Annotated in this window: 11 protein-coding genes; 2 read left to right on the top strand and 9 right to left on the bottom strand. The window is 38.7% G+C overall.

Annotated features, from left to right (window positions below; translation table 11 throughout):
- Positions 1–19: 19 nt before the first annotated feature.
- Both KO521_RS16760 and KO521_RS16755 read left to right on the top strand, forming a co-directional pair.
- Entirely contained in the window at positions 20–775 is a 756-nt protein-coding gene (locus KO521_RS16760) for a sulfite exporter TauE/SafE family protein (protein WP_215941060.1), read from the top strand.
- A gap of 324 nt (positions 776–1,099) precedes the next feature.
- Positions 1,100–3,664 carry a zinc-dependent metalloprotease gene (locus tag KO521_RS16755; RefSeq protein ID WP_215941059.1) on the top strand — a complete coding sequence of 855 codons (2,565 nt, stop codon included), beginning with the start codon at positions 1,100–1,102 and terminating at the stop codon, positions 3,662–3,664.
- Positions 3,665–3,668: 4 nt separating this feature from the next.
- On the opposite strand, the gene KO521_RS16750 is transcribed toward KO521_RS16755, so the two are convergent.
- The 9 genes from KO521_RS16750 to KO521_RS16710 form a co-directional block, all read right to left on the bottom strand.
- Entirely contained in the window at positions 3,669–4,730 is a 1,062-nt protein-coding gene (locus KO521_RS16750) for a mandelate racemase/muconate lactonizing enzyme family protein (protein ID WP_215941058.1), read from the bottom strand.
- Positions 4,727–5,800 carry a DUF1611 domain-containing protein gene (locus KO521_RS16745; protein WP_215941057.1) on the bottom strand — a complete coding sequence of 358 codons (1,074 nt, stop codon included), beginning with the start codon at positions 5,798–5,800 and terminating at the stop codon, positions 4,727–4,729. The genes KO521_RS16750 and KO521_RS16745 overlap by 4 nt, the downstream gene beginning before the upstream one ends.
- A 10-nt stretch (positions 5,801–5,810) precedes the next feature.
- The gene (locus KO521_RS16740; protein ID WP_215941056.1) at positions 5,811–6,872 is read right to left on the bottom strand and encodes a pyridoxal-phosphate dependent enzyme; all 1,062 of its coding nucleotides are present in this window, start codon (positions 6,870–6,872) and stop codon (positions 5,811–5,813) included.
- A 92-nt stretch (positions 6,873–6,964) separates the two neighbouring features.
- Positions 6,965–8,005 (bottom strand): Kelch repeat-containing protein, encoded by a 1,041-nt coding sequence (locus KO521_RS16735; protein ID WP_215941055.1) that lies wholly within the window; start codon positions 8,003–8,005, stop codon positions 6,965–6,967.
- Between the two features lie 38 nt (positions 8,006–8,043).
- The gene (locus KO521_RS16730; RefSeq protein ID WP_215941054.1) at positions 8,044–9,483 is read right to left on the bottom strand and encodes a rubredoxin; all 1,440 of its coding nucleotides are present in this window, start codon (positions 9,481–9,483) and stop codon (positions 8,044–8,046) included.
- Positions 9,484–9,494: 11 nt separating this feature from the next.
- Entirely contained in the window at positions 9,495–13,025 is a 3,531-nt protein-coding gene (locus KO521_RS16725; protein WP_215941053.1) for a nitrate reductase, read from the bottom strand.
- A 141-nt stretch (positions 13,026–13,166) separates the two neighbouring features.
- Positions 13,167–14,510: an alpha-amylase family glycosyl hydrolase gene (locus tag KO521_RS16720; RefSeq protein ID WP_215941052.1), complete on the bottom strand. Its 1,344-nt coding sequence runs from the start codon at positions 14,508–14,510 to the stop codon at positions 13,167–13,169.
- A gap of 56 nt (positions 14,511–14,566) precedes the next feature.
- Positions 14,567–15,241, bottom strand: a complete 675-nt coding sequence (locus KO521_RS16715) for a response regulator transcription factor (RefSeq protein ID WP_215941051.1) — start codon at positions 15,239–15,241, stop codon at positions 14,567–14,569.
- Between the two features lie 218 nt (positions 15,242–15,459).
- Positions 15,460–16,764 (bottom strand): alginate export family protein, encoded by a 1,305-nt coding sequence (locus KO521_RS16710; RefSeq protein WP_215941050.1) that lies wholly within the window; start codon positions 16,762–16,764, stop codon positions 15,460–15,462.
- Positions 16,765–16,793 lie beyond the last annotated feature (29 nt).

Raw genomic sequence — 16,793 nt, 5'->3', positions numbered from 1 at the left:
GTCAACCAAACCTATTCTTGTGTTTTTATTTACTTCTTTTAACATTACAATTACTGCCTGGGCCCTTGCATTTACTGCTGCTACTGTCATTGGACTCTCAAAAGCCGGCATAAAAGGAATTGCGATTGTTAATGTAACCCTTATGGCTCTTGCCTTCACCGCAAAGTCTTCTACAGGAATTGTAGTTCCTTTACTTGTTGTAGGTGATGTTTTTGCGGTTATCTATTATAATAGACATGCCAATTGGGCCCATATCATAAAATTCTTACCATGGATTTTAGTTGGTATTACAATTGGAGTAATCATAGGTAATGATTTGGATGAGGGCCTTTTTAAGATTGCCATGGCCCTCATAATTTTAACAAGTGTGGTAATGATGTATTGGTGGGATAGACGCAAATCTCAAGCCGTACCCACACATTGGCTCTTCGCTGGCCTTGTAGGGACCATTGCAGGAATCACAACTATGATAGGAAATCTGGGTGGTGCGTTCAGTAATATTTACTTTTTGGCAATGCGGGTATCAAAAAATGAATTCATAGGTACTGCTGCTTGGTTGTTCCTGATTATTAATGTCCTGAAATTACCTTTACACATATTCGTTTGGAAAACCATAACGGTTGAAACTCTTCTTTTTGATTTAAAACTGATTCCCGGGATAATCCTTGGGGTTTTCTTGGGCATCCGTTTAGTGAAGATTATAAAAGAAGATTTTTATCGAAAAATGATTTTGGTTTTAACGGCGTTAGGCGCTATTATGATTTTAGTCAGATAACAATCGCTTCATACTAAGTGCTTGTATAGGATATCTTGGTTTTCCTATTTTTTTCTTAATTGGTTGAAATTCAAATTTCAGAATTGTATCTTGAATCCGTCTATTTTACCAAGATAGCCGTATATAGTAACGGTTGCAGGCGCAAGCCACATAAGATCAGCGTCTTTTCTGTTAAAAGTAAATAAGACTCAGCCAAAACCATACTAAAGTAAGAACTGATTCGTTCGCTACTTATACGAAGACCCATCACGGGCACATTTTAAGGGGCGAATACCGATTATTGCCTGTAATCCCAAATTATAGGAACGGTAAATTTTTATATCAATGAGACAACTTTTCACATATATAGGGTTGCTATTGTTGGCTGTATCTTGCAGTACCATTAGTGTAACCAGAAAATCGAATAAAAAAGGTAAAGTAGAAAGCCTAGCGTCCACAAGTGCAAAAGCATACGACCGTCTAATTACCAGCGAAGCTATTTCCAGTACTGGACTTTTTGATGTCCATAAAGTAGCGGATAAATATTATTTTGAAATTCCGGACAGCCTTTTCAATCGTGAAATGCTCGTGGTCACCCGTTTTATTAAAACGCCATCTGGCGCAGGTAATTACGGTGGTGAAAAGATTTCAGAGAATACGATTACTTTCGAAAAAGGACCTTCCAACAATATTTTTCTTCGCATTGCTACATTGGTAAGTGCGGCCAGTGAAGATGATGCTATCTCTAAAGCGGTTAACAATTCTAACATTACTCCTATACTCGAAGCTTTTGCTATAAAAGCTACTAACGAGGATAAACAAACCCATGTAATAGAAGTAACAGACTTTATAAATGGCGAAAACCCATTGTTGGCCCTTAGCGGTGACCAAAAAGACGCTTATAAACTCACCTCTCTAGAAAAGGATAAATCCTACATAAAGGAAATAAACTCCTTTCCCGTAAACACGGAAATCAAGACTGTTAAAACGTATAAGGCCAAATCCGTTACCGACAAAAGAAAAGAGCTTCCGGCAGCCATTCTTGCTGGCGTAGTAACATTAGAGCTAAATAATTCTTTTATTTTGCTCCCAAAGGTTCCTATGAGAAAAAGATTGTATGATGACCGCGTAGGTTATTTTGCAAGCTCGTATTTAGAGTATGGTGACGACCAACAACAGGTAGATCGCAACACTTACATTCATAGGTGGCGCTTAGAGCCAAAAGAAGAGGACTTCTTAAAGTGGAAGCAAGGCGAATTGGTAGAGCCCAAAAAACCAATTGTTTACTACATTGACCCGGCCACTCCAAAAAAATGGAGACCTTTTCTAATTCAAGGTATTAACGATTGGCAAGTAGCTTTTGAACAAGCTGGATTCAAAAATGCGATTATTGGTATGCCGTGGCCCGAAAATGATAAAACCATGAGTCTTGAAGATTCTCGTTTTTCAGTGTTGCGCTATTTTGCTTCACCATCCAAAAATGCGTACGGTCCAAATATTGTAGACCCAAGAAGTGGAGAAATATTAGAAAGCCATATTGGTTGGTATCACAATCTTATGAGCCTTTTACATAGCTGGTATATGGTTCAAGCCGGTGCGGTAGATGAGCGTGCCAGAAAAATGGAATTTGATACGGAACTCATGGGGAACCTTATTCGTTTTGTAGCCTCTCACGAAGTTGGTCATACTTTAGGGCTCAGACATAATATGGGCGCTAGCTCAGCAACGCCTGTAGAAAAATTAAGAGATGCAGAATTTCTGAAAAAGAACGGACATACAAGTTCAATAATGGATTATGCCCGTTTTAATTATGTAGCGCAGCCAGAAGACAGCATTCCTGCGGATGATCTAATGCCTCGTATTGGTGATTATGACAAGTGGGCCATACAATGGGGCTATTCCAGATTTGCCGATGATTTATCCATTAAGGATGAAAAAGAGTTATTGAGCCAGATGGTTGTTGATAGTGTTTCATCCAATCCAAGACTTTGGTTTGGGGGCGAAGGGCGCGATTTTGACCCCAGATCACAAACCGAGGATTTAGGTGATGATGCTATGCAGGCCAGCATGTACGGTATTCTTAATTTACAAAGAATTGCTCCGTATCTAAAGAAATGGACAAAAGAAAGAAGTAGTGATGATTACGCAAACCTTGACCAGATTTATAAGGATCTGGTTGGGCAGTATAGCGACTATATATTTCATGTGGCCAAGAACGTTGGCGGAATTTATGTTACTCCAAAGACCATGGGTGAAGAGGGTGAAGTGTATAGGCCTGTTGATAAACAAAAGCAAAAACAGGCACTGGTATTCCTGAGTGACTATATCTTTAAAGAACCAAAATGGTTGTTACGAAATGATATTTTGAACGCCATACAGTCTCCACAATCTAAGGAATCGGTTACGAAGACCATGGAAAGCGTAATGATGAATCTTTTAGGCGGAAGCCGTTTAAGCCGTATGACCTTTATTGCTGAGCGTTATGAAAACGAAGACCCTTATCTTCCCGAAGATTATATGGATGATTTGAATCAGTTGGTCTGGGGAGATATGAATGTTTTTTATCAAACCAATGCATACCGAAGAAAATTACAAAAATCATACGTTGCTAACTTGATTACCTTGTACAAACCAGATGAAGCCGAAGGTTTGGTGGAAGGTATATTGGCCAAACTTTCTAAAGGGTATACCTCAAATACGGATGTTCGTTCCTTGGCACTGGACAACCTTATCAACCTGCAGGGTAAAATTAAAAGAACCATCCCCGTAATGACCGATAGGTTGACCATTGCACATTTAAATTATTTGAAAAGGGAAATTGAATCTGTGGTGGGCGAAACAAAAGATATTGATCCTCTATTCATTCCTTTCCGAAGAGATATCTCTATTCAAGAGAGTGAAGAAAACTAGTTTATTACAAACTTATTTTTCCTAATCCGGGAGCATCCGATGGGTATAGTACACCCCTTTCTAAATTGAACAAACCTTTAAAAGGGTCATTCACAACAGCTAAGTGACCATCTAAATCGGCATAATTAATATTAGGTCGTGACAAAGCAAAATGCAAACCTGCAGAAATACCCAGTGCACATTCGTCATTACAGCCTACCATAGTTTCAATATGGGCTGATTTTGCTACGGAGTTGATATGCATCCCTTCAAAAATACCACCAACTTTCATCAGTTTAATATTTACCATATCTACCCTCTCGTTCTGTGCCAGTCTAAAAACATCAGTTAAGGTTTTTAAACTTTCGTCGGCCATTAACGGAATGTCTATCTGATCCATGACCTGGCCCAAGCGCTCTTCTTTTTCCTGTTTTGTGGGCTGTTCAAAAATTTCAATTCCAATTTGGCTTGTTGCCTTTACAAACGCAACAGAATCAACTACTGAGTATCCTTGATTTCCATCGAATCGAAAAGTAACTTCAGGAAATTTTTCATGGAGCAACGTCATTTTTTCGATATCATCAGCTAAGCTATGTCCGCCTTTAACTTTAAGGATAGAAAAACCCTGCTGAACAAAATCTTTTGCTTGCGCCAGAGTTTCATCCAACGACAAAATACCAATCGTTATACTTGTGGCAATGCTCTTACGATAACCACCTAAGAACTTATAAAGCGGCACATCTGCCTTTTTGGACATTAAATCGTAAAGTGCCATATCTACCATGGCCAAGGAAGACGATTTTCTGCCTAAAAGCTTTTTAAGTTCCATTAAGATAAAGGCATATGTAAAAGGATCCTTTCCTTTTAGGTAGGGAATGATAAGTGCTTTTAGAGCCATCTCTACCTCTTTAGGGTGTTCTCCCGTAACTATCTTGTCCGGAGCTGAACACCCGTACCCTACAATGGTGCTATCTGTCTCAATTTTAAGTATAAAATTTACCGTATTATCTATCGTTTCATAAGCGATAGTGTAAGGCTCTGAGAGTTTTAAATCTAGCCTTTCATAAGACACATTGGTTATTTTCATTGAATTTTTTCCTTTAATAATGCCACTAGTTCTTTTGCTCCATACTTTAAAACATCAAAAGCAGGGAGTTTTGTTTCTAGGGTAATTTGTTTACAGGCCTCTAGAATCTCATCTTCTTCCATATCTTCATGGTTTACGGTAATAGCTATTACCTTTTTACCAGAAATAACTTCAATAGCATTTATCTGCTCTGCTAGGGAATGCATTTTATAGCCTGGAAACCCATCATATTCCAATCGTTTTGGGGCATGCTGTAGTATTACGTAATCCGGTCTTCCTGCTGCCAAAATCTCAAACCCTCCTGGGTAAGCAGGGTTCATAAGACTGCCCTGACCTTCAATAACGATAACATCAGGGTCTTCATTTTTATATGCACTTACAACGGCATGTTCAATCTCACCCGAAACAAAATCATTAATACAGCTATCCATAACCATACTATATTTTGCACCTTGCATCCAAGCAGTTTGCCCGGTACCTATCATCTCCGCTTTTTGACCTGCATCTCTCAAACCATGAACTAAAAGCCATGCTGTCGTACGCTTGCCAAGTGCAGAATCTGTACCCAAAACAGCCAATTTAAGGCAATCTACTTTTTCTATATCTCCTGTGAAAAAATGGAGTTTGTCCCTATCCGGTGTTTTACGTACATCACGAATGCGACAGTTATTTTTCGTAGCAATTGCCATCAATGCTGCGTCGTTGGTCAAAAAGTCGTGCAGTCCGCTATCTACATTCCAACCCATTTCCAAAGCTTTGGAAATAGTAGCCTTAGCTTCTTGTGGTAGTCGTCCTCCGTCTGGTGCTAACCCAATAACAAGTGATTTAGGAGTATTGCCAGAAGCATTCAAGGTTTCAATAGCTTGATCTATAGTAGCAAAAACCGGGATTCCGCTAGGTTTCTCATCAAGTACTTCACCTGCATCCCTACCGGCATATTTAGCATCCAGTACACCAACAACATCGTAACGCTCCGTAAAACGAACTAGACCGTGTGCAGTTTTTCCATTTGGGGTATTAAAAGCTCCGTCGCAATAGACTAAAGCGTTTCCATCAATTGATTTTTTCATTCTCTTAATATTAATTTTTTGCTGTCAGTACCGCTACAAAACGGTCTGGTTCAAAATTCATTTTTTCATCAAGTTCCAGCAATGCTATAAGTCCTGCAGTGGATGCGGGTAAAATGCGAAAACCCTCTTTCTTGGCCAATAAAGCCGTCATGTCCTTTAATTTTTTATCACTGATATTGTATGCCTCACCACCAGACTCTTTTAAAGCATACAAAGCCTCTTCGCCATCAAAACTATGCCAGTTTATAAGTGGTTCATTATACTTTGTTTCTTTGATAACCTCCGGATTCAAATCTTTGCAATAATCCAGACCTTGCAAGAACGATTGAATGATAGGATTTTTTCTAGAGGATGACGCAGCAATCATTTTTGGTATTCTAGAGGTTTTCCCTCTCTTATACAAACTAACGAACCCACGATAGATTCCTGCGAAAAGTGTACCGTTAGAAACCGGAACAGCACAATACTTGGGTGCATCTCCTAAATCTTCGAAAATCTCTGTTGCAATCTGGGAGTACGCACTAATCTGTAAAGGGGTGTTCGCTCCTCCAGGATTAGCATCATACCAATCGTTATTTTTTGCGAGTTCGCTACTTTCCTTTACAACATCTTCATAACTACCGGACATACGAATGATCTCTGCGCCTAGCAGTTGCATCTCAACAACACGGTCTGTATGGAAGCTTTCAGGAATATATATTTTACAGGCTATACCCGCCAAATTTGCTGCCAAGGCAACCGCAACCCCATAATTGCCGCAAGTAGCCAAAGAAACCACTTGAAACTCTCTTCGGAGTGCATCGTAGATTTGTGCAAAAGCAATACGATCTTTTTGCGTACCAGTAGGGTTATCACCTTCATACTTTATATAAAGCTGGCGAATATCAAATTCGCGCTCCATGGTTTTGGCACGGTGTAGTCCCGTATCTCCCACCTCAAGATTTATAATATCTTCATACGACTCCAAGCGGTCCACCAAGGATTTACTTTTGTCCTTGACAAATTCGCTTAATTTTTTAGTCTCGGAAGACACCTTGTTTTCTGCGGTTTTAACACCGTCTCTTAAATCCATTTGTATAATTTGATATGGGGAAATTCCCTATCAAATGTAATATGTTTTTCATCACGATTTAAAAAATAATTTTAAAATTATTGGTCTGAAAATCAATCTTCTACACCAAATTTTTCCATAGTAGTCAGTTCAGGTGAACCTCCTCTATTTCCACACCCGGAAGCAATGTATAAATCATCTTCAAAAAGAACCAAACCGCTGCCATGTCTACCTTCAACCATATTTGGAAGGGTATGCCACTTATGAGTGTTCAAATCCAAAACCTCAACTTCGGAATGTGCCTTCTCTTGGCTGGTAGATTCACCTCCTACAACAATTAACTCATCATTAAATAGAGCTGCGGCATTACCAGCACGTTCTGTCGGAATATTATTTGGCAATGTTTGCCAAGTATTATTTTTTATATCATACACATCAACCTCTGCGATAGTGCCTCCAAAAACAGAATTAGGATCAATACCAGAATTGCGGCCCGCAGGAGCATAAATTTTACCATCTGCCAAAACCGCTTGAAAATGGTCTCTTGCACGTGGGGCGTCTGCCAGAACTTCCCACTCGCCCGTACTTGGGTCATAACGATCTAGCCACTTTTTATAATCTCCTATATGCCCGTTTTTAATTCCGCACGCAATATATACTTTGCCCTCATGAAGAATATTCCCCGTGGACCCACGTCTTCTTTCCGACGGGATTTCGTCTCCCTTTGACCATTCATCATTAGCAGGATCGTAAATATAAATATACTCTGTTGGGGTTTCGGCAGGATATTTACCCGTTAAGGCCGCAATAAGATAGATTTTCTTCTCAAAAACTATGGGTTGAAAATGATGTATTTCAATAGGTGGTTTTGCTCCTTGAGACCATGATTGAGTTTCTGTATCATAAATACTTACTGGGCGAATACCTCTTCCTCCCAACAAATAGAATTTATCTTCTACTTGAACAAATGCCGCTTCATGGCGAGCTACCGGTTTACTGCCATCCGCAGATGCAACCGACTCCCATTTCATAATCGGTTTTTGAATGGTAATCTCGTCTACCGAATTTTCAACTTTCGCTTTTTTATCAGAATTGTCCTTGCAAGCCGTAAATAGCAGAATAACACTTAGCAGACCTATATACTTTTTAACCATTTGGAAGATATTTTCTTACTATCCAAATGTAATAAAAATCAACTCGACAACTTCAGTTCTGCTTTTTCAAATTTTGTTTTTGGCGCTTCACAAACAGAACAAATATAGGTTTCCGGTAACTCTTCAAAAGCAGTGTCTTTTTCAATACCGGCGCTTAAATCACCATACAGGGGGTCATATACGGTAAAACAAGATTGACATTGATGAATTGTTTTAGTTTCTTGTTCAACAACTTTTTTAGGTGCCTCACTTTTTTCGACCTCTCTACCCAATTGGTCAAAATACTTCTTACTGAGTTCCATTAAAAGACCGGGTAGCTCAATCTTGTCCACATCTTGCGCATACGCCTTATACTTTTGACTATTAGGGTCAAAGTTTTCAAAATGAAGAACATTATATGTAGGTCTCACCTCAAAATCCTTTACAATGGTTGGCGAACTATTCTTTTCTATAATTACAGAAGCAAAATGAGACCGTTTGCCCACATCATTGCTAATACCAAAAGTTAATCCGTAAGTACTAATATCATTTTGGTCAAAACTACGAACCAAAAACTTTTTAAGTTCTAGAGCTTCATTATCATCTACGGGAAGGTGCCAGTTCATTTCTAGCTGGGAATGTCTAACATTTATGCCCCATTGTCCTAAAAACCGCTCCAATGCAGGCCTACTCTGTTTTTGAATGCCCTTAACAACGAAAGATTTCCAAGGAGTTATACAAATTTTACCAATACTATTATCCAAGCAAAAACCACAGAACTCCTTTAAAAACGAAAGGTCATATCTATTGTTCCGCCAGTAGAGACCTAACCAATATTGGTCTAGACCCATGCGGTTCATACCCTCATAATATGGAAACGTAAGATACGGTACCTTCAGCTCTTTTTCTATAGTTTTATTATTGGTGTCAAGGTTTTTATTCAAGATAAAAAACAATTCTTCTACGTCTTGAACATCTTCATAAATGTCCTCTATTGCCTTGGAGATGGTAGTGATATCCCAACTGTAAATTAAAACGGGATAATAGGCGGCCTTTTGCCAATGTGGTAACTTAATATTCAAGTACCAATAATCCTCATTTTCTGAAGCTATATAATTTAGGTTACCACTAAAAAGGGGTACTAGCCTTTGCTTAGGATCCGTTATATTTATTTTGAGTTCCGGCTGATAATCAAACCCCTCTAAAATATAGAGATATGTTGATCCCTGAAGCCAGTGGGTCATATCAAAAATATCTGCGGATATGTATGAGCTTACAATATTTTGGTACTCTCTCTTGGTAATGATATTGGTGTTAAATTTTGACATATGTTCTAGCTGATTCTCCTCAACGCCTTTTAGCGGAAAAAGCAAATCTTGTCTAGAGCCAAAATAGACCTCGTTGAGCCCTGCAGCTTCCAATAAGCCAATAATATCTTTAAGTTCACCCGGTGAGGTAACTCCTCCTTTTATTAATATACGGTGCAGATCATCGTTCATAATACCCGTTTTTAATTAGCTAATTGTAGTTGTTTGTTCAATATGGCCTTTACCTCTGGTTTACAGCTACCACAACCCAAACCAGCTCCGGTCTGAGAGCAGAGCTCATTAAAATCAGAACATCCACCAGCAATGGCATCGGTAACATTTCCTTCTCCCACTTGACTACAAGAACAGACCAATTTTCCTTTTAACGGAACAGAAGTTGATGCTCCTCTAAGTAGCTCGTTACGTTTCTCCGATAGTTCAATTTCCTCTTCTATTAAGCGTTTAAACTCGGCAAATTCATTTTTATCGCCCATTAAAATCGCCCCTTTTAATGTATCATCCTTTACGATACATTTTTTATAGAAGCGCTGGCTAACATCCATTAAAATAATCTCTTCGTAACTGCTATCTCCAGAAGGTGCGTTCACCATTCCTATACTACACAAATCCAAGTTCTCAAACTTTAGGATATTCATAAGTACGGAACCATTATAGATACTACTAAAATCCCCCAAAATATAGTTAGCCGCAATATCTGCCTGCTGTTCTGCCGCAGATGTAATTCCAAAAAGGGCGTTCTTAAACTCCGCTATTTCACCCAAGGCAAAAATTGAGGGGTCATTGGTCTGCAAATACGAATTGACCCGTACACCCCGTCTGGTAACTAAATTGGCTTTTTTTGCCAGTTCTATATTGGGCCTTGTTCCTATGGCATATACAATAGCATTGCATTGTATGGTTCTACCCGTTTTTAAATTCACTAAAAGCTGAAACGGGTTTTCTTTTTCTTCAAAAACCGTACTTACCTCATTGTCAAAATAAAGATTGATATTCCTTTCGGTAACGTCTTCCGCCAACAATCGGCTTGCTACTCTATCTAACTGCCGTTCCATAAGGCGCGGTGCCCGCTGTACGATACTAATGTTGATATTTATGTTCTTAAGAGCGGCCGCTAATTCTAAACCTAAGAGGCCACCACCTACAATTACCACATGTTGTTCCGTGGCAGGAAGTCCTGTTTCCTGAAGGTATTTTTTAAGTTTATCCGCATCTCCGCGTTCACGCATAGTAAACCGTCCAGGAAGATTGATCTGAACTTCGCTCGGGACAAATGCCCTACTACCGGTAGCCATAATAAGCAAATCATACGAGTGTATCAATCCTGAACTATCCGTTACCTGCTTCATTGAAGAGTTAATCTCCGTAATTCCTATTCCGGAATGCAGGGTGACATTCAATTTCTTAAGTTCCCCGTTTTTGAGTTTCTCCAAGGCTTCCCAGGAAAGTTCATCACTTACATATTCAGGTAACAAAACACGATTATAGAAAGGGTCTCTCTCTTTTGAAAAGACATGTAACTGATCTTTTTTATTCTTTTCCCTATAGGATTGGATAAAGCGATACGCAGCGGCACCGGCTCCAATAACCACTATTTTTTGGGCTGGTTTTACAAACTTTTCAACCTGTACGGCACAATACTTAAAATCTGGTTCTTTGGAGATTGGGTCAACCAAATCACTAGTGAGGTTATTGGCCCTTCCGAAATCGTTATTCAATATTTTTCCCCAGTGCATTGGAAGGAAAACCACGCGCTCACGTATATCAAAATTGATTTTCACCTTTACTTGTACCTCTCCCCTTCTGCTTTTAATCACAGCAATATCCCCTTCCTTTAGTTTTCGTAGATAGGCATCTACTTTATTCATTTCTAAATACGGTTGAGGGATATGGGTAAGCAAACGTTTCACTTTACCTGTTTTGGTTCGGGTATGCCATTGATCTCTTACCCTTCCTGTATTCAGTATAAGCGGAAAATCAATATCTGTTTCTTCCGATTTGTTATAAATGCTTTTTGGTGCATTAAAATGGGCTTTTTTATCATTCGTATGAAAGTTGAGATCTGTGAACAGACGCGGAGTGCCCGGATGTGTTTTATGAGGAACCGGCCATTGAAAACTTCCTTCTTTTTTAAGGCGTTCATGAGATAACCCTGTAACATCTATATTGGTTCCTTTTGTAAGCAGACAATGTTCATCATACACCTCACTTGCATTTTTATAATCAAAACCCTCATAGCCCATGGCCTGAGCAAAACGCCATAGAATTTCCACATCTGGCAAAGCGTCCCCAGGAGCATCAATAACTTTGGGCAAATAACTTATTCTTCTTTCTGAGTTCGTCATAGTACCATCTTTCTCTAACCATCCTGCAGCAGGAAGTAACAAATCTGCAAATTTGGTAGTTTCGGAATTATGACTGATATCTTGAACCACAACAAAAGCGGCGTTCTTTAGTGCTTTTTCTACCTTTTTCACATTTGGCATACTAACCGCAGGGTTCGTACAAATAATCCAAATTGCCTTTAATTTTCCACTTTCCAGAGCATCGAACATTTCTGTTGCCGTGTAGCCCGGTTCTGAATTTATTTCTTTCCCTCCCCAAAAATCGGAAACTTCTTTTCTATGCTTGGGATTACCTAAATCTTTATGTGCCGCCAAAAGACTTGCCATACCTCCCACTTCACGACCGCCCATGGCATTGGGTTGGCCTGTTAATGAAAACGGCCCACATCCAGGCTTACCTATTTGACCTGTTAACAAAGAAAGGTTTAAAAGGGAAACATTTTTAGAAACACCAATTACACTTTGGTTAAGACCCATAGTCCACATACTTATGAACTTATTGGCGTCACCTATATATTGAGCAGCTTTACGGATATCTGCAACGGGAACACCACATTTTTCGGCTGCTTGGCGTAAGGAAAGTGTAAAAGCACTCTCCTTGCAGGCATCAAAATTTGAGGTATGCTTTTTAATAAAGTTCTTATCTATTTTTTTCTTTTCAATAAGATATCTTGCTATAGCATTAAAAAGAATTACGTCTGTTCCCGGAAGTATCTGTAAGTGTAAATCCGCTGAAGCGCAAGTCTGGGTTTTTCTTGGATCTACTACTATAATTTTTACGTTGGGATTATTTTCTTTGTGTTGCTCTAAGCGTCTGTAGAGAATAGGATGACACCACGCAGGGTTAGCTCCGGCAATCAAAAAACAATCTGCCAGCTCAATATCCTCATATGAAATGGGTACAGAATCTTCACCTAGTGTTTTTTTGTAACCCACTACTGCAGAACTCATACAAAGACGACTATTAGTATCTACATTGTTTGTACCTATAAATCCTTTGGTAATTTTATTTACCAAATAATACTCCTCCGTAAGACATTGCCCCGATACGTAGAACCCTACACTATCTGGCCCGTGTTTGGCAATAATACTTTTGAATACAGCTGCAGCACGATCAAAAGCAGCATCCCATGTAACTTTTTCCAATGGATGGTTTCTACTCCACCGCATTTCTGGGTGCAGAATACGGTCAGTAGTGTCTTGCGCCACATAGTTAAGATTTCTTCCCTTAGAGCAAAGCATGCCCTTATTGGAAGGGTATTCCGGATCACCGTCTACCTCTATCTTACCTTTATTATCTACATCTACCAATATACCGCAACCTACGCCGCAATAGGAACAAACGGTCTTATGTGTTTTCTTTTTCAACATTGCTTTTCCTTTTTGATGTAATCATCAAAATTAGATACAGCAAGTTAAAAAATTACGTATATATACGTAGTGTTTTTTTCGTAATAGTTTGATGTTTTAATCCTACATCAACAAAAAAAGAGCCTATTCATTACTTTTCGATCAATGAACTAAAATACGACCCCAACATGGCGAAACTTCCACTAAGAGCCCATTTTCATTGGCTTTTTGGCAATATTCGGTATTTAAGAGGTCCGAGAAATTTTGTAGTAAAAAGCCTTTAAGCGGAATATTTATCACTGCCACTTTACTTGAAGAATTTACAATAACAATAACCGTTTTATACGTACTTTTCCTTGTGAATACATATTGTTCTTTGTTAACTACCAATGTGTCATAGGCCCCATATAATAGGGTCTTACAATTATCTCGGACGCAAATAAACTGTTTTATTGCATCTAACAGTTTTGGGTGCTTTGCCAGCTTGCCTAGATTTTTTAGGTTTACTTTTGGCCGTAATAAATCATCGCTATGTGCCGTTTTCTTTCCTTCAAAACCCCATTCACTACCATAATATATAGCAGGTATTCCAGGAAGAGTAAATAATAGAAGATATAAAGGAAAAAGGTGTTCTGGTTTTTTAAGTGTACTGGCGGCTCTGTTTACATCATGATTATCTACAAACGAATAGAGTTCAAGATTTTTGTAACGCCCCTTCGGGCCAAAATTTTGCGTTGCAGTTTTAGCAATTTTAGAGAAATTACCTGAATTAAAACTTTCATAAATTGGGGTATGGTAATCGTAATTCGTTACGGAATCCAGCATAGTGGCATTTACCCATTTGTTGTAATTACCGTGTACAACTTCTCCCATAATCCAAAAACCAGGATTCTCCTTCTTACAGAAAAGCGAAAGCTCTCTCATAAAATCAAAATCAAGAACATCTGCAGTATCCAAACGCAACCCATCAATTTTATAGGTGTTAATCCACTTTTTTACTGCACCAAATAGATAAGCTCTTACCTCCTTGTTCTTTAGGTTTAGTTTTACGAGCTGATAGTGACCTGACCAAGTATCATAGATAAAAGGGTCTTTTAATGGGCTCTTCTTAGAAAAATCTACATTGCAAAACCAATCAATGTATTTTGATTTCTTTCCAAATCTGCGTAGGTCTATAAATGCGAAGAAATCCCTTCCTACATGATTGAACACTCCGTCTAACACCACACTTATTCCCAATTCATGCGCTTGACCAACAAAAGCGATCAAATCTGCATCATCACCCAACCGGCGGTCTACTAAATAATAGTCTGCCGTATCATACCCGTGTGTGGAGGACTCAAAAACCGGGCCTATATATAAAGCATTAAAACCCAGTTCCTGTATATGTTTTAACCATTCATATAGCTCGGGAAATCTGTGAACGGGAGCGGAAACCAAATCATTGGTTTTATCCACACCTAAAAGCCCTAAAGGATATATATGATAAAAAATGGCTTTTTCCATGGATAGAAGCTGCTCTGAAGCCAAAATAGAAGAAAATTAAGTACTAACCTTTAGCACTACACCAAATTAAATTGTTGTGCTTTTTTTGAAAGGTCTATTAAATTCTTAACCTCCATTTTACGCATAAGGTTAAATCTATGTGTTTCTACCGTACGCTTACTATTCTGTAGTTTTTCTGAAATTTGCTTATTGGTTAAACCTGATAAGACCAATTCTAGCACTTGGAGTTCTTTGTTCGTCAAATCAAATTGATTGCTAGTAGAATCCGCTTTTTTTGGTGTTTCAATAGATGTACCTCCACCAGAACCCAAGAGATTATTTACCAAAACATTAGAAATGTCTCCACTATAATACTTACCACCTTCTCGAACGGAATGAATAGCCTTAATAAACTCAACTTTTCCTGTGTCTTTTAATAAGTATCCCCTGGCACCCGCTTTTACCGATTGTAAAATATACTCTTCCGAATCATGCATAGAAAGGATAATGCATTTTACAGGTGAGTTTTGAGCGCTAAGTTTTTCAACCGCTTCTATGCCCGTCATTTTAGGCATCCTAATATCGATTATCAATAAATCCGGCGAATTTCTATTCACCATTTCAATTGCCTCCATACCGTCTGAAGCTTCTCCAATGACTTTCAAATCAGATTCACTTTCTAATAAAGCCCTAATTCCGTCGCGGACCAAAGAATGGTCGTCTGCTAAAATGATACTTGTTGTTTGGTTCAAAATATGCGTAATTATACGTACAAAGATAATCGATTTTTACAAAAATAGATTATCATGCATTTATGCCTTCATTGGCCTAGTCCAAATCTGCGAATTTCATTCTAGATTCTTAGAAATCTACTTTAAAGCTAAGCTCCCCAGCTTAGGATTCTTATAAAAAGAACCGCTACAACAAAAAGGTTGTAACGGCCCTATCGAAGCATCTTTATAGATGTAAACTATTCTTTTGCCGTATTTAAAAACTTAGGTTTCATGGTTAATTGTACCCATGCCCAGTTTTGGACACTACCGGCGGCATCCTCAGTTATCCCCTTTAATTCGTACATACCATCACTAGCAAACATTTGGGAATACCCTATGGCCAATCCGTAACCCTTGAAATTCTTAGCAAAAACCAAGTCAACTTCAGTACCAAGTGATTTTTCACCACTTCCCAATTCCTGTTCTCCACTAAAATTCAAAACTTTCACCAATAAGCTAGAGGTTTCACCTAATGCAAATTTGGCGCTAGCATGAATATCCGTAAGCCCTATTGAGTTGGCATGATTTCCTACGTAGAAGTAATCCATAAACCCATTGAATTTATGATTGGTTCCGTATAGTGGAAAGAAAGCCTCCGTTTTATCCGTAGTACTTGCATCATTTCCACTAATAATCTCTGCTCCAAGTCCTAACGAAACTCCTTTTGATACTTTGTAACTCAGGTCCAACCCTAGAAGATATGCACCACTTACATCTACACTGTTCTGGCGTTCCCCAGTTTGTAAATACCCGTTAAATGCCGCTGCGAAACTTCCTTTTTTATAGTTCAGATGTGTACCAACGGTTATTAAATTACTAACACCATCTGCAACCAGAGCATCTGCATCTCCTGTAAAGTTTTGGAAACCATTATTCAAAATTAAACCACTTACAGAAAAAGCCTCTCCCTTATGTTTTAAATATAAATATTGCATGCTTTTATACGAAAAGAACCCAGTAGTGTTATAAGCGGTCCCTACAGATTGAAAACCACCTGGATTTCCCGTTGTTCCAGAAAAATCTTGATTAAACGCCAGGCCTAAATCCATCATGAACTTTCCTTTGTTATATTTCAACAACGCAGCATCATGATTACGTGCCTGCATAGCCCAGTCTACTCCACCAAGAATTCTTTGGTCATCATAAACTAACATTTGGCGACCAATTTTTGTAGAAAAACCTTCGCTTAATTTAATATCCGCCCAAGCTTGAAAGACGGAAAACGAATTATTACTATCCTCAGGTTTTAGTTGTCTGTTTTCTCCCCAGACCATTACGTCTTGTAGACTCATATAAAATTTAAATGCTTCTGTTTGGTAACCTGCATTTAATCGTAAGCGGGTAGCAATTGCAAAACCAGCATCTGCATCATCAGGTATTATACTACCAAAACCGTTTCGGTATTCAGTACGAGGTTTAAACTCTCCATCCAGAGAAAATTGCGCAGTAGCGAACTGAATTGATAGGACTAGTAGGATTATTAATGTGTACTGTCTTTTCATAATCTAGGTTTCTTTAAAAAGTTTGTTGT

Origin of the sequence: Zobellia uliginosa, from assembly GCF_018860745.1 — a bacterium.
In the GTDB taxonomy this organism is placed as follows: domain Bacteria; phylum Bacteroidota; class Bacteroidia; order Flavobacteriales; family Flavobacteriaceae; genus Zobellia; species Zobellia uliginosa_B.
Note: the sequence above shows the minus strand (reverse complement) of the source record. Positions and strands in the feature narration are given on the sequence as shown.

What these genes read in the sequence shown, in the direction of transcription:
- KO521_RS16755 (WP_215941059.1), top strand. Translation starts at nt 1,100, where the DNA reads ATGAGACAACTTTTCACATATATAGGGTTGCTATTGTTGGCTGTATCT.
- KO521_RS16710 (WP_215941050.1), bottom strand. Translation starts at nt 16,764, where the DNA reads ATGAAAAGACAGTACACATTAATAATCCTACTAGTCCTATCAATTCAG.
- KO521_RS16725 (WP_215941053.1), bottom strand. Translation starts at nt 13,025, where the DNA reads ATGTTGAAAAAGAAAACACATAAGACCGTTTGTTCCTATTGCGGCGTA.
- KO521_RS16720 (WP_215941052.1), bottom strand. Translation starts at nt 14,510, where the DNA reads ATGGAAAAAGCCATTTTTTATCATATATATCCTTTAGGGCTTTTAGGT.
- KO521_RS16730 (WP_215941054.1), bottom strand. Translation starts at nt 9,483, where the DNA reads ATGAACGATGATCTGCACCGTATATTAATAAAAGGAGGAGTTACCTCA.
- KO521_RS16735 (WP_215941055.1), bottom strand. Translation starts at nt 8,005, where the DNA reads ATGGTTAAAAAGTATATAGGTCTGCTAAGTGTTATTCTGCTATTTACG.
- KO521_RS16740 (WP_215941056.1), bottom strand. Translation starts at nt 6,872, where the DNA reads ATGGATTTAAGAGACGGTGTTAAAACCGCAGAAAACAAGGTGTCTTCC.
- KO521_RS16750 (WP_215941058.1), bottom strand. Translation starts at nt 4,730, where the DNA reads ATGAAAATAACCAATGTGTCTTATGAAAGGCTAGATTTAAAACTCTCA.
- KO521_RS16745 (WP_215941057.1), bottom strand. Translation starts at nt 5,800, where the DNA reads ATGAAAAAATCAATTGATGGAAACGCTTTAGTCTATTGCGACGGAGCT.